This window comes from Acinetobacter sp. IRS14, from assembly GCF_034650275.1.
Lineage (GTDB): Bacteria > Pseudomonadota > Gammaproteobacteria > Pseudomonadales > Moraxellaceae > Acinetobacter > Acinetobacter oleivorans.
Window position 1 is genome coordinate 1 of the sequence record NZ_JAOVFN010000025.1, and the last position, 22,856, is coordinate 22,856.

Here is a 22,856-nt window from a genome sequence, read left to right on the forward strand (position 1 = left end):
AACTCGCGACCCCAACCTTGGCAAGGTTATGCTCTACCAACTGAGCTATTCCCGCGTGCCGCTTATAATACATTAAGCGAAACATGGGTCAACAACTTTATGCAAATAAATATGCTGATTGCATAAAATAAAAACAGAAATGAGCAATTAGATGTATTTTTATCGTTAAGTTGCCGAATAAATAGACATTTTGTTTGAAGCCAAAGCATACAAGAGCAACTTTTGTTTGTGTGTAGACAGGGTATACTAGGTTCAAATATACGAATAATCGTAAAGGAAAAGCTATGAGCCTTGAACAACAATTGATTGAACGGTTACAAACCCTTGCACCCAGCCATTTGGAAGTTATTAATGAGTCGGCTGGACATGGTGGTTATTTCCCAGGTAAAGAGTCACATTTTAAAGTGATTGTAGTGAGTGAAGAATTTAACGGATTACGTTTAGTTCAACGTCATCAAAAAGTTTATGCCTTAGCTTCAGACTTAATGAATCCAGGTCAAATTCACGCTTTAGCAATTCATGCCTATTTACCAAGTGAGTGGCAAGGTCAGGCGCCTGCTAGCCCAGAATGTGCACATGCACCTAAAAGCTAAGGGCTAATTTCATGGATGCACATTTACTCACTAAAATTATTCATATGACTGCGGTGGCTGCCGCACTTATGGTTTTTGTCTTACGCGCTTCAACTCTGTTTGTAGGCGTGCAAGGGGAGCAACCAAACCCCGCGGGACGTAAAATATTAGTTGCCTTACAACATTTGTCGTTTACCGTAGTTTTTATTAGTGGCGCAATTTTATTGGTCATGAAAGACTTTCAGGTACAGCCGTGGTTTTACGCTAAAATTATTCTATTTTTAGTCTTGTTATCTTCTCTGATGAAAGCCTTTAAAAAAGATGACACTCTTTTATTGGCGCAACGTAGGGCGGGTTTAATCATTAGTGCGATCGCATTTATTGCTATTATTATTTTAGTGATTGTGAAACCTGTTTTTGCTTAATTGTTCTACATTCTTTGCCTTTTTGCTTAAGCTCTAGGTTAAACTGCGTACAGTAAAAAAATATGCAGAGGGAAACATGTTAACTCGTGTGGTGTTTAACCAAAAAGGCGGTGTAGGGAAATCAAGTATTACTGTAAATTTGGCCGCAATTAGTGCCAAACATGGCTTAAGGACGTTGGTCATTGATCTTGATCCTCAAGCCAACTCTAGTCAATACCTTTTAGGGGATGACGCAACCTATTCTGCTGAAAAATCAATTTTAGAACCAAATATCGAAAATTTCTTTGATGATGTGTTGGGAAACAATCAACAAAAGGGTTTAATCGGTAATGCATTAGGTTCGATTTTAAAAGCCCCACGAAATAAAGATATTGATAGCTTTGTACACTCGACTCCCTTTGCAAAATTAGATGTGCTTCCTGCTAGCCCAACACTTGGTGCTCTTGAACATGCACTTGAAAGTAAACATAAAATTTATAAATTACGTGATTCAATTCAAAACTTAATTGGACGATACGATCGTATCTATATAGATACACCACCTGCATTTAACTTTTTTACTTTATCGGCACTCATAGCAGCAGATAAAGTCTTAATTCCTTTCGATTGTGATGTCTTTTCAAAGCGCGCGTTACAAACATTGATTGAAAATGTTCTCGAAACGCAAGATGATCATAATGATCGCTTGGAAATTGAAGGAATTGTCGTCAACCAATTTCAAGCTCAAGCAAAATTACCTCGGGAAGTGGTTCAGCAGTTGAAAAATGAAGGGTTGCCTGTATTAAATAGCATGTTACCGCCTTCGGTTTTAATGAAAGAATCACATCAGAAAAATTTACCTTTGGCTCATTTGGCACCAGAACATAAATTGACTCAAGCTTATGAGACATTGTTTGGTGAAATTGAGCCAAAACGATAAGAGAAAAATGATGAAAGGCTTATATATTGCGCCTTTGGTGGCAGCCACTTTATTACTCGGCGCTTGTGCTACGACGGTAAAACCGACTTACGTGTCTCCGACTCAATATCAATCTTTGGGCTGTCAGCAGCTACAAAGTGAATATAACCGTATCCAACAATATATCGATAATGGCGTACAAACTCCGAAAAGTACCGGTATGGGTGTTGGACTTGGACTCGGCGGTGGTTGGGGACGAGGCGGTTGGGGATTCGGTCCATCTATCTCTGTAAATATGGGACAATCTTCTTCAACGAAAAATACCGAACTTTCACGTGTTTTAGGTCAGCAAGAAGCAATCGTTCAGGCTGCTCAGTTTAAAAATTGCCCAATTATTGTTCGAAAAAAGACGAATTAATAGTCTATTTTGCATCACAATATGCTAATTAAGGCATATTGTGATGAATAAAGTTTAGCAAAATGTTTCATAATAAAATTAATATAAATCAATGTATTTTAAATTTTAAAGCTTAATAAATTCTATATTTTCTATAATCAAAAGCCCTCACAAACTTGCTATATTTTGCCTATTTCGTTTAAGGTGGCCCCATCTTGGATGTTGTGGAAATTTTATGATTGAGAGTTGGTTTTTTGTATTGGCAATGTTGGCTGTTTTGCTCATTCCTGGGCCGACAAATGCTTTACTTGCAACCGCTGCTCATTCTCAAGGTTTATCTAAAGCATTCTGGCTTATCCCAATGGAATGGTTAGGCTATGCCTACGGTATTAGCTTTTGGGCTGTATTTATTCATTTAGCTGCTCCAATTTGGCCAGCACTACTGCTCATTTTGCATATTACGAGTGTACTTTATGTATTCTGGCTTGCTTTTCACTTATGGAAGAACACCCATTTACAACAGTTCAGTCAAAGTCATCGCAATATTCGACCACGTCAATTATTCTTATCAACCTTAAAGAATCCTAAAGCTTTGCTATTTGCAGCCGGTATCTTTCCTGCTGAAGCATGGAATTCACCTGAAAATTTTCTTATTGTATTTGGTGTTTTTACATTAATCCTGATTCCGGCAGCAAGTTTCTGGATGCTTTTTGGACGAGCGTTGTTAGCGGGTCCAATCAAAAAAATAAAAGCCGATCATTTATATAAAGGATCGGCCATGTTGCTCATTTTATGTATGCTTCCGGTGGTATTCCGTTTCTTCTAATTAGTCTCGAACATTGGCTTTTCGGTTTTTGAGTTTTTCACGTATAAATCCGATGATGCCTGGTAAAACACTAATAATAATGATGCCGAAAATAAGATGGGTAAAGTTATCTTTAACGATTGGCATATTTCCAAATAAATAGCCTAAAGTTACAAAAGAAACGACCCAACACAATGCTCCAATCAGGTTATAAGTTAGGAAAAACTTATAGTTCATGCTACCAGCCCCAGCAACAAAAGGCGCAAAGGTGCGGGCAAATGGAACGAAGCGAGCAAAAATAATCGTCTTGCCGCCATGGCGAGCAAAGAATTCTTGAGTTTTAACTAAGTGCTGTTTATTAATGAATCGGGAATTCATTTCAAACACACGTGGACCGATAAAACGTCCAATATGGTAGTTTACTGTGTCACCTAAAACGGCAGCAATGAAGAGTAGAGTGCCCAGTACCCATGGATCCATCGCACCTGTAGATGCTGCTAAAGCACCAGCTGCAAATAGTAAACTATCTCCCGGCAAGAACGGCATAACCACTAGACCGGTTTCAACAAAAATAATTAAAAATAGAATGCCATAAATCCACGTTCCGTAATTTATAATAAATTCGGCGAGATGTTGATCAACGTGTAGAATAAAATCAATAAGTTCCATGATAAGAGCAAGTGGTAAACCGTGTTCAAATCCTAGCAGTGAGCCTATAGAAAGTCAGTATAAAGCATCAAAAAAATACAAATTGATCATCTCGTTTATGCAACGATATATATGGATTTTGAGTATTTAATTATCAATGTCCCAAACCTAGAATGAGCTCATCAATAAATAAGCATTTAAATAAAGGTGGCAATATGTTTAATCCAAATGTAGTGGTCAAAAATATCGTAACGCAATCAGGCGCAGACAGTTTCATTAGCCTTATTGCGCGTCTTCTTATCGCCTATATCTTCCTTGTTGCAGGTTGGGGGAAAATTACTGGTTATGCAGCAACTGCTGGGTATATGGAAGCAATGGGGGTTCCAGCAGGAATTCTTCCTTTAGTGATCTTGGTTGAGTTTGGTGGTGGTTTAGCCTTGTTATTTGGTTTCCAAGCACGCTTTGCGGCTTTTGGACTTGGAATCTTTAGTATTCTTACTGCATTTTTATTCCACCAAGGTGGTGCTGATGCAGCAGCGCAATATAACAATGGCATCCATTTCATGAAAAACCTTGCAATGGCAGGTGGTTTATTCTTCCTGATGCTTCATGGCGCTGGACGTATTAGTTTGGATCATGCAATCGAGAAATAATATTCAAGACAAAATAAAAACCGGATGATCAACTCATCCGGTTTTTATTTCTAGGGACGTAAAATTAGAGCATGAACTGGATTTGTAATTCCCCAACAACAAAACCAAGTACTGCACCTACTGCAATGAGTGCCCACTCATCTTCCTTGAACGCAGGGCGCAACATACCTTCAAATTCAGATGGTGTTAATTTTTGCATACGTTCAATTAAAGTACTGCGAATATTCATAGCATCTTCTGCATAAGATTCTACGTATTTCATCGTCTCTGGAAGCCGTTGCATAATACGTTCAGCAACTTGCGATTTCATATCTTGATATTTTTCTCCGCCAATTGCGTAAACAACAAGTGGACGAATTACACCTGCTTGCATATCAATTTCTTGTTTGACATGACGGTTAACCAGATCAATAACACGTGCAGAATGTGTACCAGAAAATAATTCTTCCATCATGTGGCGAGAAGTTAAAAGCTGTTTGGAAATTAACGCTGCGTAGTCGGCGGCAACTTCATTTTGACGTTTAATAAACAAACCTTGCCATGTATAGCCCAATATTTTCTTAGGATAAAGTGGTCTAAACATCATTTGTAATGCAATCCAGTCACTGAAAAAACCCACAAAGCCACCAAACATTGGCAGCATCCAAGGGTATTTACCTTGCGTGATAATCCAGCACAGCATCTGAATCACACCAATACCGAAGCCAAATACAAATCCGACATTACTAAAAAATTTAAATTCTTGTTTGCCCACTCGTTTAAAAATATTGTTGAGTAGGCGTTTGTCTTTAAGCAAGTTGCTAATAACAAGATGTTTAATATCAAAATATCGGTTCACATCACGTTGTACTTCACTCATGATGTGTTCAACAATCTCGGGCGCTTTTGACTGCACACGACGAATGAGTCTTTGACGCGCAAACTCTGGCATGCCTTCCCATAACCCAGGCTGATACTCTTGTGCAACATCACGGGTAATATCTTCAGCTGCAGCAAGCAGTGGTTTTTCTATTTCTTTGGCAATACGTTTAGGATCTAGGCGTGCAAAAATTTCTTCAGGTTTAATGAGCTTGGCTGTCATGAGTTCAACAGCAATTGTTGCCATTTTCTCGGCTTTGCGTGGCACGATGCCTTGCCAACCTAGAAATGGTTTAATGCCTTTAAACTCAAGTGGCGAAAACATCATCTGAATGGCGATCACCTTGGTGATGTAGCCAATTAAACCACTCATAAAAGGAATAGAGATATACAACCAAAAATGTTGCTGGAAATCTGCAATCATAGTTTGAAGCATTGTTGTTCCTTAGATTTCTATTGATTTTGATAGGGGGCAACAAGCCATAAAAATGGATAATTGTTTAAGCACAGACAAATATCGCTTATGGTATTTACCTTTCCATGGTAATGCCTGTTTTATCGGGTCATCTTAACATCAAATTCATGGTGATGTTGCATAGAATGTGATGAATTTATCAATACGTATGTAGTTTTTAAGACTAATCCAGATGTTTGATAAATATAAGTAAATATTGATTTATGTCAAAGAATTCAACGATAGAAATGATTCAGAAATGAAAAAAATAAGATATATGATGATTTGCGGTGCGCCGAAGCGTGAAAAATGTTAAAATGGCGCGCTTAATTCTTTTGCCATTTAGTGGTTTGTCATGACTACCAATACTCAAATTACTGAAGATCGTATCCTGATTCTGGATTTCGGCTCTCAATATAGCCAGCTCATTGCACGTCGTGTACGTGAAGCCGGCGTTTACTCTGAAATGTATGCTTTTGATATGTCTGAAGAAGACGTTCGCGCTTTTAAGCCAAATGGCATTATTTTGTCAGGTGGACCTGAGAGTGTGCATGAAGAAGGCAGCCCACGTGCACCACAAGTAGTGTTTGAGTTGGGTGTTCCAGTATTGGGTATTTGCTATGGCTTGCAAACCATGTCTGAACAGTTAGGCGGTAAAGTTGAGCCGGGTACTGTACATGAGTTTGGTTATGCCGAAGTTGATATCGTTAAACGTGACCAACTGATTGGCAACTTACAAGATCGTGAAGACCAACTTCATGTTTGGATGAGCCATGGCGACAAAGTGAGCCAGATTCCAGAAGGTTTTAGCATTACTGCAAGCACACCAAGTTGTCCTGTTGCTGCTGTAAGTGACGAAACACGCCGTTTCTATGGTGTGCAATTCCACCCAGAAGTAACGCACACGGCAAAAGGTGAAGAATTACTTGCAAATTTTGTTCATAAAATTTGTGGATGTGGTGGTCTTTGGACACCTGAGCACATCATTGATTTGCGTGTAGAACAACTACGTGAACAGATCGGTGATGAAAAAGTTCTTTTAGGTCTTTCTGGTGGTGTTGACTCATCTGTCGTTGCTGCGCTTTTACATAAAGCAATTGGCGACCAGTTAACATGCGTATTTGTTGACAACGGTTTACTTCGTTTAAACGAAGGTGACCAAGTAATGCAAATGTTTGCTGAAAACATGGGTATCCGTGTTATTCGTGCAGATGCTGAACAACGTTTCTTAACTGCATTGGCTGGTGAAGTTGATCCAGAGAAAAAACGTAAAATCATTGGTCGTGAGTTTATTGAAGTTTTTGCTGAAGAAGCACGTAAACTTGATGGCGTGAAATTCTTAGCACAAGGTACGATTTACCCAGACGTAATCGAATCTGCTGCAAGCAAACAAGGTAAAGCACACGTTATTAAATCGCACCACAACGTGGGTGGCTTACCAGACGATTTAGAGTTTGAGTTGGTTGAACCTTTACGTGACTTGTTTAAAGATGAAGTTCGTAAATTAGGTACGACACTTGGCTTACCACACAGCATGATTTACCGTCATCCATTCCCGGGCCCTGGTTTAGGTGTTCGTATTTTGGGTGAAGTGAAAAAAGAATATGCAGATATTCTTCGTCTTGCTGATGACATCTTTATGCAAGAGCTTCGCGACAGCGGTTGGTATGACAAAACAGCTCAAGCATTTGCCGTATTCCAACCTGTTAAGTCAGTTGGTGTAGTAGGTGATGGTCGTCGTTATGCATGGGTAATCGCACTTCGTGCAGTAGAAACAGTTGACTTTATGACAGCTCGTTTTGCACATTTACCATACGAACTAGTTGATAAAATCTCAACACGTATTATGAATGAAATTAAAGATGTATCACGTGTTGTATATGACGTGTCATCTAAACCACCAGCAACGATTGAGTGGGAATAATCTTTCCCTATTAGTTGGTAAAGAAAAGGACGCGTTAGCGTCCTTTTTTATTACTTAACTTTTAAAGACTAAAATTAATTTTAATAACTATCAAAATGATAAATCTATTCTTATTGCTTATACTTGATAAAAGATATATTAAGATATATCTTAATATATATAAATTGATCATTTTTAGGTTTTAAAAGATGAAACAACAATCAGAACATCATCATGCTGAACACAATGAGCATCACCGAGAACATCACCGTTCGGGGCGCCGTGGAAGACTTTTTGAAGCTGGACGCATGAAACTTTTAGTGCTTCATCTCATTCAGCGAAGCCCAAAGCATGGCTATGAAATTATTAAAGAAATAAGTGATTTGGTGGGTGATGGCTATACGCCAAGTGCAGGAACCATTTATCCAACGCTAACCAGTCTTGAAGAAATGAATTTAATTAATTTGCTAGACGTAGAGCGTAAGCAATATCAAATCACAGAAGTCGGAGAGGCTTACTTAACTGAACAACAAGATAAGTTGAACGAGCTGTTAGAAAAATTACGCCTTAGACGTGAAATTCACAGTAATGATGAATTAATCGAAATTCATCGTGCAATGGAAAACTTAAAGACTGCCTTGCGATTGAAGTTGAACTCGGCAGGTTTGCAGCAAGAGCAGATTTATCAAATTGCCGAAAAAATTGATCAAGCTGCGGTTGCAATTGGGCGGTTATAGGTTGGAAATCGAAATGTTAGACCTACAGCATAAAATCAAAGAAGCGGGCCTAAAAGTCACTCATCCAAGACTTACTGTTTTGTCTTTAATTCAGCAGCAAGCAGAAGATTTAACTGTTAAACAGATTTACCAAAAGTTATATACCCAAAAACAGAAATTAAGTTTAGCCACAGTTTATCGGGTAGTGAACGACTTAGTTGGAGCAGGTTTAATTTTAAATCGTCAGCCACAACGGGATGAAGCTAAATTTAATTTGCCAACAGTCGAGAATGATCAATTATTGCAAATTCGTTGTACAGATTTAACGGACGCTAAACAAGACGAATTTTTAGCGTCTTTACAGTCAGTATTTACAGAGTTTCAAGTCCACCTTAAACAGGTTGAAATTATTCAAAGTCATTAATTTTAAATAGAGAATTTATATATGAAACAACATCAATATCATGTCACTGTACAACATCTAAAAAATGCGAAAGGAGAAGCCTCTACCTATACTGAACGTCTTGAGTTCTATGCGGGAAATCATGACGATATTTTTGAAATTGTCGAGCGCTTAAAAAAAGCAGATTTTTTTGACGATGAAACTACAAAATCTTTTGGTGTTGGCTTGAAGTTATTTAGTGAAGTCATGTTAGAAAATCGAGACCATCCACTATTTCAAGAGTTTTTTCCTCAATTTGGGCAATTTATGAAAAACTTAAAACAGCTCGTTAAAACTCAATCATCTTAAGCTGCTCAATGCAGCTTTATTATTTTCTATAATTAAAAAAAATTGATTGTCTCATTCATAACACCCTGTGTATTACTAAAAGACTATATTGAATAATGAGTGTATTGTTAAGATCATTAGAACAACTCATTGCAAAAGCATAGGTAAAAGAGAGTAATATCATGAGCAATAATAATGATTACGATATTTCTGATTCAAAGGATTGCGAGAAATTTGCCAATCAGTTTATTCAGGAATTTCCAATTCGCTCTGCTGAAATTGGACAGGGGACAGTCATTAAGCGGGCTTTACCTAGCCGACAAAAACGAATGATTGGAGCATGGTGTTTCTTAGATCATGCAGGCCCAGTAACCTTTCTTGCGGGTGATGGTTTAGATGTTGGTCCTCATCCTCATATTGGTTTGCAAACTTTCACTTGGATGATTGAAGGGACCATGATGCATACCGATAGCTTGGGTTCAAAACAACTTATTCGACCTAAGCAAGTGAACTTAATGACGGCGGGTCATGGCATTTCACATACAGAAGTTGCACCTGATACAGAAACTCAAATGCACGCTGCGCAGCTTTGGATTGCTTTGCCAGATCAAAAGCGCAATATGGATCCGAAATTTGAACATTACCCAGAGCTACCTGTTGTTGAAAAAGACGGTCTAGAATTTACTGTTCTTGTAGGTGAATATTTGGCAACGACTTCTCCAGTAGTGGTTCATACGCCGTTAGTGGGTGTCGACTTAATTGCTACCGAAGATACTAAAACCCGTATTCCATTAAATCCTAATTATGAATATGGCTTTATGGCATTAGAAGGTGTTGCCCATGTAAATGGTCATGAGTTAACTGCTGACAACATGGTTGTTTTGGATACTGGACTGAGTGAAATTGAGATTGAAGTAAAAAAAGGCAATCGTATTCTTTTGATTGGTGGTGAACCGTTTGAAACGCCAATTTTACTCTGGTGGAATTTTGTTGCACGTACAATGGATGATTTAAAAGAAGCGCGTGAGCAATGGATTAACCATGATGCGCGTTTTGGTGAAATTCCAGATTATGTTGGTGCTCGTTTAGAAGCCCCTGTTCTTCCAGATCAAATGAGAGCATCAAAATGACAGCAGTAATCGCAAGTAGTAAAGCAAAGCCCCTTGCTGAACAATGGAAGGGCGAAATTACCAGTGGACGTCATCAATATTTTTGTGATGAGCCTGAAAAACTTGAAGGGCAGGACCAAGGCCCAGCACCCTATGATTTGCTCACCGGAAGTTTAGCCGCGTGTACACTTATTACTTTAAGAATGTACGCGAAGCATAAGGGTTATGATTTTGGTGAGTTCTCGGTTGAAATTGATTTTCATACCAATAGAGAGCATGAAGAACATATAGAACGTCGTATTGTTTTTAAAGACTTACCAGATGAAGAACTTCAGCAAAAAATCTTAACGGTATGTAGTAAAACGCCAGTGACTAAAACTTTGTTACGTAGTTTAGACATTCATACTGTGCTTGTTACAGTGTAAAAATGCTATTTTGTGGAGGTGGATGATTTTATATCCATTCCACAAATGGAATAAAACAGCATGTTCACATGCTGTTTTTTATGTAAAAAGAAAAATAAAAGCAGGCATTAATATGATTAGTGTACACCACCTGGAATGTTCGCGATCGTTTCGAATTTTATGGGCTTTAGAAGAATTAGGCTTAGATTATGATATTCATTATTATCAACGCTTACCTAACTATTCCGCTCCAGAAACATTGAAATGTATTCATCCTTTAGGTAAAGCTCCGATTTTGACTGATGATGAGCAAGTCATCGCAGAATCTGCTGTGATCTTGGAATATTTACAGCAGCGTTATGATCAAAAGCAGCAATTTAAACCTACACAGCCCCAAAATTTACAGCAGTATATTTACTGGATGCACTATGCTGAAGGTTCACTTATGCCTTTATTAGTCATGACTTTGGTCATGAATAGTGTAAATAAGCATGTGCCATGGTTAATTCAACCCGTAGCAAAAAGAATCACAGAAGGGGTGAAGGCAAATTTTGTTCGTCCACGTATGAAAGATCATATTAGTTTTTTAGAAAACTATTTGGCAGAGCATGAATATTTCGCAGGCGATTTTTCATTTGCTGATATTCAAATGAGTTTCCCACTGGAAGCTTTGCAATCACGTTTGCAAGGGAAATATCCTAATATTCAGGCTTTTTTACATCGTATTCAGCAAAGATCCGCATTTCAGAAAGCGAAACAAAAGGGAATGGGTACTAATGAAAGGAATTGTGCTGATATTTAAAAGAAAAGGAACAATTATTTGTTCCTTTTTATTTGCTGTTTACTTGCGTTTGATCACGATAGAATCAATGCCACTGTGTTGTAAGGTTTGTTGAGCGGCCAATGCAGCATCTTGGGAGTCATAAGGGCCTGAAATAACACGGTACCATATTTGCCCATTTTCACTACTTTTGACTACATCTGCAGATAAGCCATTCAAAATGATTTCTGCACGGCGAGCGTCAGCCTGATCGGGATCGTTATAGCTGCGAACCTGTAAAATATAGGTAGGCTGCTGAGGAGTAGTGGCTGATGGATTAGCATCAATTCCTGCACTTTCTGAAGCTGCTGGTTGAGCTGCACTTGGTGCCTCAACAATCATGGCTGTACCTTGATTTTTGCTCTCCGGAATTGCTTGCTCCGGAATAGGTGTTACTTGTTGTTGAGGTAATAGATCGTAGAAACGATAATCTTTATTGGTATCTTCTTCTTGATAGTGTTCAGAGGTAATCTGATTTTTTGCGGGAACAGGTTGCCAAGGTTTCCAAAGCATAAGCACTACAGCGATACATAAGACCGCCAAAATAGCGACAAGTGTCCCTAACCATTTAGGAATTAGGGGCTTTTTAGGCTTGTTAGGTCTTTCAGATACACCGCGTTGCGTTTTGCCAAACACGTGGATTATTCCTCTGTATTTTGATTGTTTTAATTCGAGTTTGAGTCTCGTATTACGATGCTGAAACAGTGGTTCGTATCAGCTATTTTAACTCTACAAACCACTGCTTACTATATATTGCATGACCTTTATTTACTGTCATGCAATATAATTTTTACATAGATTCTGGTGCAGATACACCAAGCAATTCTAAACCATTGCGCAACACTTGTTGTACATTGATTGAAAGTAATAAACGTGCTTGTGTAAGCTCGGCATCATCGCTTAATACTTTATGTTCATTGTACCAACCGTGGAACAAGGCAGCTAACTCTTTCAAATAGTTACCCAACTGATGTGGTTCATACGCATTTGCAGCTCGCAACACCGCATCTGGATAAGCTGCTAATTTAGAAAGAATTTCAGTCTCAGCATCAAGAGACAAGCGTGCCGCATGCGGGCGAGCAGTGTTTACATCGAATTGTAAGTTTGTGCTTGCTGCTTTTTCTAACATACGGCAAATACGTGCATGTGCATATTGGATGTAATACACAGCATTGTCTTTACTCTGTGACACAGCAAGGTCAAGGTCAAAGTCGATGTGTTGTTCACTCTTACGCATTACGTAGTAGAAACGAGCCGCGTCATTGCCAACTTCTTTACGCAAGTCACGTAAAGTCACGAACTGACCTGAACGAGATGACATTTGAACCATCTCGCCACCACGCCATAGACTTACGAACTGAACCAAAAGTACAGTTAATTTTTTAGAGTCGTAACCCATCGCATCAATTGCCGCTTTTACGCGAGAAATATAACCGTGGTGGTCAGAACCCCAAATGTCGATTAGGTCCGTATAACCACGTTGTAATTTATTCAAGTGATATGCAATGTCTGATGCAAAGTATGTAGTTTGGCCATTACGACGTTTAACAACACGGTCTTTTTCATCACCAAATTCAGTTGATTTAAACCAGATGTTGCCATCTTTTTCATAAAGGAAGCCACGTTGATCAAGTGTTTCTAACGCTTCATCAATTTTTGCACTAAGAGACGCTTCGCTAAACCATTGATTGAAAGTTACACCGAAGTCAGCAAGGTCATCTTTAATGTCATCTAAAATGGCATGAAGAGCAGCTTGGTGGAATACACGGTAGCCTTCACCTAACAACTGTTGTGAATTGGCAATAAGTCCATCAATATGTTTTTCTTTGTCGCCAGATAAAACGACTTTATTGCCGTCGCTATCTAGTTCTTCTGCATATTGTACGTCTTCTGGCACATCTTTATAGACATCAGCCACTTCACGAAGGTAGGCATCGCCATCTTTATCAATAATAGTCTGTGCGATTTCTTTAACGTAATCACCTTGATAAGCATTTTTTGGAAATACAAGGTTTTGACCAAGTAATTCTAAATAACGTAAATAAGTAGAAGTCGCCAAAATATCCATTTGACGGCCAGCATCATTCACATAGTATTCACGGTCAACTTTAGCACCTGTTGCTTCAAGTAACGTGGCAACAGTCATACCATATGCAGCACCACGGCCATGCCCTACATGTAGACTAGACGTTGGGTTTGCAGAAACAAATTCAACTTGGATCTTTTTCGTCGCATTCGCTTGGCTGCGACCAAAGATTTCTTTTTGTGCTTGAATCTGGTCAAGAATAGCAAAGCGCTGGTCTGCATTTAAAAAGAAGTTAATAAAACCAGGTCCTGCAATTTCGGCTTTGCTGATATCTGCAACTTCTGGTAATGCAGTTAGAACTTTCTCAGCTAAATCACGTGGTTTCATACCAGCAGCTTTCGAGCCGATCATGGCAATATTAGAAGCAAAGTCGCCATGGCTTCGGTCTTTGGTGCGTGTTAAGTTGCTTGTGTTTTTCCAGTCGGAAGGAAGCACCCCTTCTTGTTGAAGAGTTTGCACTGCATGGTCGAGAGCTGCTTGTATTGCCGTATTCATATCAATCGAAAATAGATGTCGCAGAAAAACGTCAAATATAGCAAATTTCCTTGGAGTTAGGGGAGTGGATTTAATATTCGAGTAATTCTTTTTGTGTCACTTACCGAGTATTATTTTTTAAATGAATATTGCAGGGTGAACTGTCTCATTATTCTAAAAACAAATAAATACAAGCCTTCTGTGATTTTCTAATAAGTAAATGACACTAAAAACCTACTATTATTTCTTGGAGAAATATATGGTAGTATTAAAATATATGGTTTAGGCCGCTAAAATTAAAATAATAAAAGATTTTTTAAAAACATAAAATAATTAAGTTGCTGATATTTATTGTTTAATTTTATACATGTTCTAACTAAATAGTCTTCAATTTTAACATCACAGTTTAAAATATCTATTTTGAACGAATTAGGCTTAAGCTTATACGCACAAAGAGTTTTAGAGACCATACAAAAACGTGTTTTTCTCTACTCTAAGCTGGAAAATGAGATAGGCAATGATATCAGGACACCCAAGTAAACATCCCCTTTATATCCCATATGCAGGTTTTACACTTTTAGAGTTACCACTTCTAAACAAAGGTTCTGCTTTCACTGAAGAAGAAAGAAGTAACTTTAACTTACACGGTTTACTCCCCCATATTATTGAAACTATTGAAGAGCAGAGCCAGCGCTCTTATCAACAATATTGCGCTTTCACTGATGATATTAACCGACATATCTATCTGCGTAATATCCAAGATACTAATGAAACCTTGTTCTATCATCTAATCGAAAATCATCTTGAAGAAATGATGCCGATTATTTACACCCCAACAGTAGGTGAGGCATGTCAGCGTTTCTCTGATATCTATCGTCGTCATCGTGGTGTTTTTATTTCATATCCAGATCGTGATGTGATTGATGATATTTTGCAAAACGTAAATAAAAATAATGTAAAAGTCATCGTGATCACTGATGGTGAACGTATTTTAGGTCTTGGTGACCAAGGTATTGGCGGAATGGGGATTCCTATTGGAAAACTTTCGCTTTACACAGCTTGTGGTGGGATTAGTCCAGCTTATACATTACCAATCACAATTGATGTTGGAACGAACAATCCACAACTGTTAAATGATCCGATCTATATGGGTTGGCGTCAGCCGCGTATTAGCGGCGATGAATATTACGCATTTGTAGATATGGTGATTGATGCTGTGAAGCGTCGTTGGCCAAAAGCATTAATTCAGTTTGAAGATTTCGCACAAAAAAATGCGATGCCACTTTTAGAAAAATATCGCGATAAAATTTGCTGTTTTAACGATGATATTCAAGGAACAGCGGCGGTATCGGTTGGTAGTTTAATTGCTGCGAGTCGTGCAGCGGGTAAGCAATTAAAAGATCAAAAAATTGCTTTCTTAGGTGCAGGTTCGGCGGGTTGTGGTATCGCGGAGCAAATTGTTGCTCAAATGGTTGCTGAAGGTCTAACCGATGCAGAAGCGCGTGCTCGCGTTTATATGGTAGACCGTTTTGGTTTGATCACTGAGAATCAACCAAACTTGCTCGACTTCCAACGTAAGTTAGCACAAAAAGCTGAGGTGGTTGATCAGTGGGGCAATATTGAAGAAGTGATTTCACTACTTGATGTTGTTAAAAATGCGAAGCCTACAGTGTTAATTGGTGTTTCTGGTCAACCTGGTTTATTCACCGAAGAAATCATTAAGACCTTAGCGGCAAATTGTGAACGTCCAATTGTCATGCCACTGTCAAACCCAACTTCACGTGTTGAAGCTGTACCTGCTGATATTGTGGAGTGGACTGAAGGAAAAGCATTAATTGCAACAGGTAGTCCGTTTGCTCCAGTGAATCATCATGGCAAACTTTATAATATTTCTCAGTGTAATAACTCATACATTTTCCCAGGCATTGGCTTAGGTGTGGTGGCATCGGGTGCTAAACGCGTTACTGAAAATATGTTAATGGCGTCAAGTAGTGCTTTAGCAAATTGCTCTCCATTGCTTAAAGATCCACAAGCTGATTTATTGCCGCCGTTGGGTGAAATTCAACAAGTGTCTAGAGTTATTGCATTTGAAGTTGCGAAAGCTGCAATGGCGGATGGTGTAGCTGTAACGATTAGTGATGATTTGTTGAAACAGAAAATTGATCAATCATTCTGGAAACCTGAATACCGCAAATATAAGCGTATTCCTTTCTAAGAATTAGAATATAAAAAGAGGAGCTTTATGCTCCTCTTTTTATATTTAGTCTTCTATAGAATTTCTTCTAGCAATTCTTCACTTGGTGCAAAGTAATAAGCACCATCAAGTGGTGTCACGAAGTGCAATAAACGATCATGAATACCATCTCCACTTGTGCCGAACATACGCTTTAACATGGCATCAATAATACTCAGGTCTTTAGTATAGGCGATGAAAAATAAGCCCTGATCACCTCGGCCATCGCCATAAGGTAGGCTATGGCGCAAGATTTCCATTTCTTCGCCCTCATCATCCTCAACAACAGTACGGGCAACATGGGCATTTTCTGGCTTAACATCATCATCTAATTCAATAGATTCAAGTTTGGTGCGACCCATGACATTTTCTTGCGCATCAACTTTCAATTTTTTCCATTTTTCTAAATCATGAGCATAGCGCTGCGCGAAAATGAAACTACCATCGGCAAATACTCCAGCCTCTTCAGGTAGAAGAGCTGTTTCTGCACGATCATCTGGGAACTGAGGGTTTTCAGTACCGTCTATAAAACCTGTAATATCTCGACCATCGAAATAACGGAAGCAAACACGCTCATCAAGAACTTCGACTTTATCTTTAATACCTTCAAAAAATGCTTGGCTTAATGCAAAACAAATATCAGAGCGCATGCTGGCAATATGAATGAGTACATCTGCTGGCACAGATGGCATGTTGAATGCACCTTGTTCTGGCTCAAGCTGTTTAAATCCTACAGGAGTTTGCGAATAGAGCTGTTTCCATAGTTCAGGACCAAAAGCGACTGCTGTTTTAATTTGAGCATCAGAATGCTGAGTAATTAGACGGTCTCGTGCTTCAAATAAAGCTCCAATTTGTTTTTTTAATTCATCAATTGATAAGTCTTTTAAACGAAGAACAATGAAGCGAGCATGATCTGATGGCAATGGCAAAATGACAGATTGAGCAGTCATTGGAAGGTATCTCCTCAATTATAATTTAGTATGAGCTTTAATTATTGTGCCTGATGCGAAGAGCCGTTAGTAGTCTATTTCTTGATTTTATTGTTTGAATTCTGACTAAGATAGCTTTATAAAACAGTATAATTCCACTTTTATAGTCTATTTTTTGCTATGTCTCTGCAAGTTTGGTTCGCTTATATGTTGGCCTGTTGGGTTATTAGTATCTCACCGGGTGCAGGAGCAATTGCTTCAATGTCGAGTGGTCTAAACTATGGTTTTAGGCATGGCTATTGGAATGCGATTGGTTTGCAAATCGCTTTGCTACTTCAAATTTTAGTGGTGGCAGCAGGTGTGGGGGTTTTATTTGCAACGACACCTTTGGCTTTTCAGTTTGTTAAATGGTTTGGTGTGATTTATTTGTTATACCTTGCTTACTTACAGTGGACAGCGCCTATAAAAGATATAGAAATTCAACAAGAAAAAAGAGATAAATCTGTATTCGCGCTATTGTTAAATGGCTTTGTGGTCAATATTAGTAATCCCAAAGCGATTGTATTTCTATTAGCTGTTTTACCCCAGTTTCTAGATTTGGGTAAGCCTCAATGGATACAGTACCTGATTATGGCTGTAACAATGATTACGATTGATTTGATTGTAATGGCTGGATATACAGGGTTAGCATCAAAGGTTCTAAGATTACTTCGCTCCCCTAAACAGCAAAAATATTTGAATCGAGGTTTTGCTGTGATGTTTAGTTGTGCGGCTTTATTATTGAGTACAGTTCATCAGGCGTCCTAATTTAGGCCGCCTGTGTCTGATTTTTTAGCTTTTGAGTTATGAAAATAACGGCGAAAGTTAAGGCCATGCATAAAACAATACTTAAGCCTGTAGAGATGTTGAGTGCTGCGCTTGACCATAATCCCACACTCACCCCAAGCTGAGCTAACACAAATGCCCAAACGACCATTTGCTTTGGTGAGTTTGCTAGTAGGCGAGCGCTTAATGCAGGTATTACGAGTAATGCACCCATAAGCAAAGAACCTACCGCACGTAAGGCTAATACAGTAAATAAAGCCAATAACAGCATGAAAATAAGACGTTGCCAGTTCGCATTTACCCCTTCACTAATTGCAATGTCTGGATCAATTGCAAATTGTATTTGTGGCTGCCAAAAGCGGTAAAGAATTGCGAGTGATAGCGCAATGATTAAAGTGAAAACAGGCAAGTCGGGCCAATCAATGCTGAGCAAGTCACCAAATAAGTAACTTAAAAGCTCAGGTCTTAAACTTGGAACATGTTGAATAAATAATAAACCGCTACAGAGTAAAGTCGCTGAACATAAGGCTAAGAGCGCATCATTGGGTAAGCGATTGTCATGTAGGGCCCATAAAATTGCGACCAGTAAAACCGCAGTGCCTGCAACACCAAGCCAAAGAGGAAGGCTTAAAGCACCTGCGATAGCAACCCCAAGTAGTGTTCCGTGTGCCATAGTGTCAGCAAAAAAAGACATGCGTCTCCAAAGCATTAGACAACCCAGAGGGGCAGTTAAAAACACGAGCAAGGTTCCCATAATCCATGCGGGCAACAATAATTGTAACCATTCCATCATGGCTTAAGCTTCCGGTTCTGGGTGGATGTGAGGACGGTCATTATGAGGGCAGGGGTGTGCTGCATCACCGTGAGCGCAATGATCATGATGATGTTGATAGAAAACCCGTTGAGTTCCAAAGATAGCCTGATATTCAGGATGTTGTTGAATATTCTCGGGTAACCCACTACAGCAAATATGTTTATTCAAACAAACTACGCGGTGTGTTCCTTCCATCACCCATTGTAAGTCATGAGAAACAATTAAGATTGCACAACCATATCGTTCTGGCAGACTACGGACATATTCATAAAGTTCAGCTTCTGACTGAATGTCTAAACCTTGCATCGGTTCGTCAAGAACTAAAATATCTGGCTGACGAAGTAGGGCGCGCGCTAGTAATACGCGTTGGCGCTCCCCCCCGGAAAGTTGTTGTACTTTTGATTGTTGTAACTTGGAGATACCTGTGTCTTGAATAATTTCTTGACGAAGGGTAGGGCTGCACTTTTCTAAATCAAGTAGATCCTGAACACGTAAAGGCAGGCTGTGTGAAGGATTGAATTTTTGTGGCACATACGCCATTTTGAGTTTTTTATAATTAACAATGCGTCCACTACTCGGTTGGAGAATACCAAGTAGAACTTTAATCAGTGTTGATTTACCAGCACCATTTGGTCCGATTAAAGACACAATTTCATTTTGATGTAGAGCAAAATCAACTTTTTTTAAAATTTCCCGATCATCACGATGAACAGAAACCTGCTCAAGTTGAATTAATACAGGATTTAACGAGTTGTGCGGCACTGTTGGCATTTCCCCGAAATTTCAATAATGCTGTGTTGAGCCACGAACTCATCTGACGCTGCAAGTTGGTCAAGCTGGTGAGTTAAACCTTGAGAAGAGGCTTCTTTAACCATGTGACATTCGGTACAGATTAGGAATGCTGCTTGATGGCCTTCGCGAGGGTGGCAACAGGGAATATAGGCATTAATAGAAGTTAGGCGATGGATCAAACCTTTTTCTAATAAAAAATCTAAAGTTCTATATACAGTTGGAGGAGCAGCCGGACGATCAGTTTGACTTTTTATACGTGCGAGTAAGTCATAGGCGCCCATTGGACCCGAAGCATTTAAAATGAGTTCCAAAACTTCTTTGCGCAAAGGCGTAAGTCGTGCGCCAGTCGCAGAACATAAATTTTCTGCTTCAGCTAAACGGTTTGCGACATTATGGTGATCATGCACACCATGCAAAGAATCATGATGTTCATGCGAGCAGGAACTCATAGAAATAACCTCGAATTTTTAACGGAATATTAGCATGAAGCGATGCTTCATTCGATTAATCTTAGGTATTTTTGTAACTTTGTTATATTATAACATGCTTCGAGCTAATTTAAATTGATGGTCTGTCATGTTCCGTTTTTTTGTTTTCAGTATGTTCTCTCTTTTGAGTACGTTAGGGTGGAGTCAGGGTTTGGTGGTTTCTACACACCCGATCTATCTGATTGCAAAAGAAGTCACTCAAGGTATTGAGGAACCACAACTCTTATTAAAGGGACAAACTGGGCATGACGTACAATTAACCCCAGCGCACCGTAAAGCAATTAATGATGCATCATTGGTCATTTGGTTGGGTAAGGCTCATGAAGCACCTCTAAATAAATTGTTAGGTAATAATAAGAAAGCGATTGCCTTATTAGATAGTGGCATAGTTTCTGTTTTACCCCTGCGTAGTACCCGCGGTGTAGCTTTGCCTAATACAGTAGATACTCATGTGTGGTTAGAACCAAACAATGCAGTTCGAATCGGTTTCTTTATTGCAGCTTTACGTTCTCAGCAGCATCCTGAAAATAAGGCTAAATATTGGAATAATGCTAATCTCTTTGCTCGCAAAATGTTTCAGGCAGCACAAGCTTACGACAGTACAAGTAATGGTAAGCCATATTGGTCATATCATGATGCCTATCAATATTTAGAACGCTCTTTAAATTTAAAGTTCGCAGGCGCTTTGACAGATGATCCTCATGTTGCACCAACAGCAGCTCAAATTAAGTATCTTAATGATAATCGACCAAAAGATCAGATGTGTTTGTTAGCGGAAAGTTTTACCACTAAAAGTCAGTATCAAAAATTAGGTAACATTACTTTTCAACCCGTAGACGAGAGCATGAATAACGAGGATGATTTCGTCACTGCATGGAAGAAACTGGCTATAAAAACAGATAAATGTGTATTAAGTACGCAAAAGTAAGATAAAAAATAAACAAAGGCTGACTGTAGCGTCAGCACCACCTGTCATGAAAAACCCCGACTAAAGTCGGGAAAAGATTGCATGTTCAGGGGTGTAACTCTATAATGCCTGCGATTAAAAGCGATCATCAGCTAAACTTGTCAAGCATTTATGCTGTGAGTGGATAAATAATGAGCCAAACTAGTCGCTTGATTGACCGACGATTAGCAAAAGCTTTGGTCTTCTTACAAGCATGTATGATCCCTGTTTCCGCCCTAGTGGCGTGGAGCATAAAAGACATGACAGCAGCATTAAGTGCGGCACTTGGTGCACTGGTTTGCTGGCTTGCTATGAGTTATTTCTCGTGGCAATCCTTCAGAACAGCAGGTGCGAGAGCATCAAAACAAGTGCTGTCTAACATGTATAGGGGCATGTTAGGCAAATTTGCAATCATGATCGTTGGATTTATTTTGATTTTGAGCAATGTTAAACCTTTATCACCGTTAGCATTGCTGTTTGGTTTTATTCTCGTTCAGACAATGTCGTGGGTCGCTCCGTTTTGGGTGTCACGTCTACAAAAGCGGGTGTAGAAACAAGAAGAATTGAAGATTTTTTGGAGGGTAGCGAGATATCGACAGTGCGCCGATGTTCGTTTCCCTTCTTTTTAGTAATTGACATTGACCAGGTGTGATTTATGGCTGCTGAAGAACATGCCCTCACTTCGACAGAGTATATCAAGCATCACTTGACCAATATGACCTATGGCAAAATGCCAGACGGTACATGGAAATTGGCTGAGACTGCTGAAGAAGCTCATTCGATGGGGTTCACTGCAATTCACTTGGATTCAATGGGTTGGTCAATTGGCCTTGGTGTTATTTTCTGTTTGATGTTCTGGATCGTTGCGAAAGCTGCTAATGCAGGTGTTCCAACTAAATTCCAGTCTGCAATTGAAATGATCATCGAGTTTGTTGACTCAAGTGTCCGTGATACTTTTCATGGCAAATCACGTTTAATCGCTCCGCTTGCACTCACTATTTTCGTGTGGATTTTCCTCATGAACTTAATGGACTTGATCCCAGTTGACTGGATTCCTCAAGTTGCAGCGTTTGTAGGTGCAAACGTATTTGGTATGGACCCTCACCACGTTTACTTCAAGATCGTTCCATCTACAGATCCAAACATTACTTTAGGTATGTCTTTATCTGTATTTGTACTTATCTTGTTCTACAGCATCCGCGAAAAGGGTGTTAGTGGTTTCGTTGGTGAATTGGCACTTAACCCATTTAACCCAAGTAATCCAGTTGCAAAAGCGTTGCTTATTCCAGTGAACTTGATTTTGGAATTGGTAACATTCCTTGCTCGTCCGATTTCATTAGCTCTCCGACTATTCGGTAACATGTATGCCGGTGAGTTGATCTTTATCCTAATTGCTTTATTGCCGTTCTGGATTCAATGGGCGTTGTCTGTGCCTTGGGCGATCTTCCACATTCTTGTAATCACGTTGCAGGCATTCATCTTTATGATGCTTACCATCGTTTACTTGAGCATGGCAAGCGAAAAACATTAATGGTATTGCCTAACTATCAAACGATGGTTGGGCTGAATTTTTTTAATTTAATTTGGTAATAACCTAACCTCTGAGGAATTTTTCATGGAACTCACTTTAGGTCTAGTTGCAATTGCATCTGCTATCTTGATCGCTTTCGGTGCTTTAGGTACTGCGATTGGTTTTGGTCTTTTGGGTGGTCGCTTTTTAGAAGCTGTTGCTCGTCAACCAGAATTGGCTCCACAACTTCAAACTCGTATGTTCTTAATCGCGGGTCTTCTTGATGCTGTGCCTATGATCGGTGTTGGTATTGGCTTGTTCTTCATCTTCGCTAATCCATTTGTAGGTTAATCATCTTAATTCCTAA

27 protein-coding genes are annotated in these 22,856 nt (G+C 39.2%); 19 read left to right on the plus strand and 8 right to left on the minus strand.

The features are described from left to right. The first annotated feature begins 284 nt into the window (after positions 1 to 284). The 5 genes from ODQ17_RS16650 to ODQ17_RS16670 all read left to right on the plus strand — a co-directional run bounded on the left by ODQ17_RS16650 (position 285) and on the right by ODQ17_RS16670 (position 3,118). Positions 285 to 593, plus strand: a complete 309-nt coding sequence (locus tag ODQ17_RS16650; RefSeq protein ID WP_000051228.1) for a BolA family protein — start codon at positions 285 to 287, stop codon at positions 591 to 593. 11 nt (positions 594 to 604) lie between these two features. Next, on the plus strand, positions 605 to 997 hold the full coding sequence (locus ODQ17_RS16655) for a SirB2 family protein (protein ID WP_322905016.1): 393 nt from the start codon (positions 605 to 607) through the stop codon (positions 995 to 997). A gap of 76 nt (positions 998 to 1,073) precedes the next feature. Further along, positions 1,074 to 1,916, plus strand: a complete 843-nt coding sequence (locus tag ODQ17_RS16660; protein ID WP_322905018.1) for a ParA family protein — start codon at positions 1,074 to 1,076, stop codon at positions 1,914 to 1,916. 10 nt (positions 1,917 to 1,926) lie between these two features. Then, positions 1,927 to 2,313: a hypothetical protein gene (locus tag ODQ17_RS16665; protein WP_004795328.1), complete on the plus strand. Its 387-nt coding sequence runs from the start codon at positions 1,927 to 1,929 to the stop codon at positions 2,311 to 2,313. A gap of 214 nt (positions 2,314 to 2,527) precedes the next feature. Continuing rightward, positions 2,528 to 3,118, plus strand: coding sequence for a LysE family translocator (locus ODQ17_RS16670; protein ID WP_004795327.1), 591 nt, complete (start codon positions 2,528 to 2,530; stop codon positions 3,116 to 3,118). Here ODQ17_RS16670 and ODQ17_RS16675 read toward each other — a convergent pair whose 3' ends face one another. Further along, on the minus strand, positions 3,119 to 3,766 hold the full coding sequence (locus ODQ17_RS16675; protein ID WP_322905020.1) for a DedA family protein: 648 nt from the start codon (positions 3,764 to 3,766) through the stop codon (positions 3,119 to 3,121). Positions 3,767 to 3,960: 194 nt separating this feature from the next. Between ODQ17_RS16675 and ODQ17_RS16680 the strand changes: the two genes are divergently transcribed. Beyond that, a complete protein-coding gene (locus ODQ17_RS16680; protein WP_004795325.1) occupies positions 3,961 to 4,398 on the plus strand; it encodes a DoxX family protein in 438 nt (145 codons plus the stop codon). A gap of 64 nt (positions 4,399 to 4,462) precedes the next feature. On the opposite strand, the gene ODQ17_RS16685 is transcribed toward ODQ17_RS16680, so the two are convergent. After that, positions 4,463 to 5,680: a DUF445 domain-containing protein gene (locus tag ODQ17_RS16685; protein ID WP_171056882.1), complete on the minus strand. Its 1,218-nt coding sequence runs from the start codon at positions 5,678 to 5,680 to the stop codon at positions 4,463 to 4,465. Between the two features lie 385 nt (positions 5,681 to 6,065). Between ODQ17_RS16685 and guaA the strand changes: the two genes are divergently transcribed. The 7 genes from guaA (at position 6,066) to ODQ17_RS16720 (ending at position 11,374) form a co-directional block, all read left to right on the plus strand. Beyond that, the gene (gene guaA / locus ODQ17_RS16690) at positions 6,066 to 7,634 is read left to right on the plus strand and encodes a glutamine-hydrolyzing GMP synthase (RefSeq protein ID WP_004795322.1); all 1,569 of its coding nucleotides are present in this window, start codon (positions 6,066 to 6,068) and stop codon (positions 7,632 to 7,634) included. A 188-nt stretch (positions 7,635 to 7,822) separates the two neighbouring features. Next, complete coding sequence (locus tag ODQ17_RS16695; protein ID WP_322905022.1) at positions 7,823 to 8,350, plus strand: PadR family transcriptional regulator; 528 nt, start codon at positions 7,823 to 7,825, stop codon at positions 8,348 to 8,350. Between the two features lie 13 nt (positions 8,351 to 8,363). Next, positions 8,364 to 8,753 (plus strand): transcriptional repressor, encoded by a 390-nt coding sequence (locus ODQ17_RS16700; protein WP_322905024.1) that lies wholly within the window; start codon positions 8,364 to 8,366, stop codon positions 8,751 to 8,753. Between the two features lie 21 nt (positions 8,754 to 8,774). Next, positions 8,775 to 9,080, plus strand: coding sequence for a DUF3861 domain-containing protein (locus ODQ17_RS16705; RefSeq protein WP_016144037.1), 306 nt, complete (start codon positions 8,775 to 8,777; stop codon positions 9,078 to 9,080). A gap of 161 nt (positions 9,081 to 9,241) precedes the next feature. Next, positions 9,242 to 10,189, plus strand: coding sequence for a pirin family protein (locus tag ODQ17_RS16710; RefSeq protein ID WP_322905026.1), 948 nt, complete (start codon positions 9,242 to 9,244; stop codon positions 10,187 to 10,189). Further along, positions 10,186 to 10,593 (plus strand): OsmC family protein, encoded by a 408-nt coding sequence (locus tag ODQ17_RS16715; RefSeq protein ID WP_005309135.1) that lies wholly within the window; start codon positions 10,186 to 10,188, stop codon positions 10,591 to 10,593. Before ODQ17_RS16710 ends, ODQ17_RS16715 begins: the two co-directional genes overlap by 4 nt. 112 nt (positions 10,594 to 10,705) lie before the next feature. Beyond that, entirely contained in the window at positions 10,706 to 11,374 is a 669-nt protein-coding gene (locus ODQ17_RS16720; protein WP_322905029.1) for a glutathione S-transferase family protein, read from the plus strand. A 39-nt stretch (positions 11,375 to 11,413) separates the two neighbouring features. Here ODQ17_RS16720 and ODQ17_RS16725 read toward each other — a convergent pair whose 3' ends face one another. Both ODQ17_RS16725 and argS read right to left on the minus strand, forming a co-directional pair. After that, the gene (locus ODQ17_RS16725; protein ID WP_322905031.1) at positions 11,414 to 12,028 is read right to left on the minus strand and encodes an SPOR domain-containing protein; all 615 of its coding nucleotides are present in this window, start codon (positions 12,026 to 12,028) and stop codon (positions 11,414 to 11,416) included. Positions 12,029 to 12,182: 154 nt separating this feature from the next. After that, entirely contained in the window at positions 12,183 to 13,973 is a 1,791-nt protein-coding gene (gene argS, locus ODQ17_RS16730) for an arginine--tRNA ligase (protein ID WP_322905033.1), read from the minus strand. Positions 13,974 to 14,469: 496 nt separating this feature from the next. On the opposite strand from argS, the gene ODQ17_RS16735 reads away from it, so the two are divergent. Further along, positions 14,470 to 16,167, plus strand: coding sequence for an NAD-dependent malic enzyme (locus ODQ17_RS16735; RefSeq protein ID WP_013199187.1), 1,698 nt, complete (start codon positions 14,470 to 14,472; stop codon positions 16,165 to 16,167). A 53-nt stretch (positions 16,168 to 16,220) separates the two neighbouring features. Here ODQ17_RS16735 and ODQ17_RS16740 read toward each other — a convergent pair whose 3' ends face one another. After that, positions 16,221 to 17,135 carry a Dyp-type peroxidase gene (locus ODQ17_RS16740; protein ID WP_322905036.1) on the minus strand — a complete coding sequence of 305 codons (915 nt, stop codon included), beginning with the start codon at positions 17,133 to 17,135 and terminating at the stop codon, positions 16,221 to 16,223. A gap of 159 nt (positions 17,136 to 17,294) precedes the next feature. Between ODQ17_RS16740 and ODQ17_RS16745 the strand changes: the two genes are divergently transcribed. Next, positions 17,295 to 17,921, plus strand: coding sequence for a LysE family transporter (locus ODQ17_RS16745; protein WP_199943899.1), 627 nt, complete (start codon positions 17,295 to 17,297; stop codon positions 17,919 to 17,921). 1 nt (position 17,922) lies between these two features. On the opposite strand, the gene znuB is transcribed toward ODQ17_RS16745, so the two are convergent. Genes znuB through ODQ17_RS16760 form a run of 3 tightly spaced genes read right to left on the minus strand, consistent with a single transcriptional unit; the run spans position 17,923 to position 19,994 of the window. Continuing rightward, positions 17,923 to 18,732: a zinc ABC transporter permease subunit ZnuB gene (znuB, locus tag ODQ17_RS16750; RefSeq protein ID WP_004795302.1), complete on the minus strand. Its 810-nt coding sequence runs from the start codon at positions 18,730 to 18,732 to the stop codon at positions 17,923 to 17,925. Positions 18,733 to 18,735: 3 nt separating this feature from the next. Then, positions 18,736 to 19,524: a zinc ABC transporter ATP-binding protein ZnuC gene (gene znuC / locus ODQ17_RS16755; protein ID WP_322905038.1), complete on the minus strand. Its 789-nt coding sequence runs from the start codon at positions 19,522 to 19,524 to the stop codon at positions 18,736 to 18,738. After that, positions 19,497 to 19,994: a transcriptional repressor gene (locus ODQ17_RS16760; protein WP_005309148.1), complete on the minus strand. Its 498-nt coding sequence runs from the start codon at positions 19,992 to 19,994 to the stop codon at positions 19,497 to 19,499. Before ODQ17_RS16760 ends, znuC begins: the two co-directional genes overlap by 28 nt. Before the next feature lie 127 nt (positions 19,995 to 20,121). On the opposite strand from ODQ17_RS16760, the gene ODQ17_RS16765 reads away from it, so the two are divergent. The 4 genes from ODQ17_RS16765 to atpE all read left to right on the plus strand — a co-directional run bounded on the left by ODQ17_RS16765 (position 20,122) and on the right by atpE (position 22,840). Further along, a complete protein-coding gene (locus ODQ17_RS16765) occupies positions 20,122 to 20,961 on the plus strand; it encodes a metal ABC transporter solute-binding protein, Zn/Mn family (RefSeq protein WP_215903578.1) in 840 nt (279 codons plus the stop codon). Positions 20,962 to 21,131: 170 nt separating this feature from the next. Then, positions 21,132 to 21,530 (plus strand): ATP synthase subunit I, encoded by a 399-nt coding sequence (locus ODQ17_RS16770; protein ID WP_004795299.1) that lies wholly within the window; start codon positions 21,132 to 21,134, stop codon positions 21,528 to 21,530. Positions 21,531 to 21,634: 104 nt separating this feature from the next. Continuing rightward, complete coding sequence (gene atpB / locus ODQ17_RS16775; RefSeq protein ID WP_004795298.1) at positions 21,635 to 22,510, plus strand: F0F1 ATP synthase subunit A; 876 nt, start codon at positions 21,635 to 21,637, stop codon at positions 22,508 to 22,510. A gap of 84 nt (positions 22,511 to 22,594) precedes the next feature. Then, positions 22,595 to 22,840, plus strand: coding sequence for a F0F1 ATP synthase subunit C (gene atpE, locus ODQ17_RS16780; protein ID WP_000424060.1), 246 nt, complete (start codon positions 22,595 to 22,597; stop codon positions 22,838 to 22,840). Positions 22,841 to 22,856 lie beyond the last annotated feature (16 nt).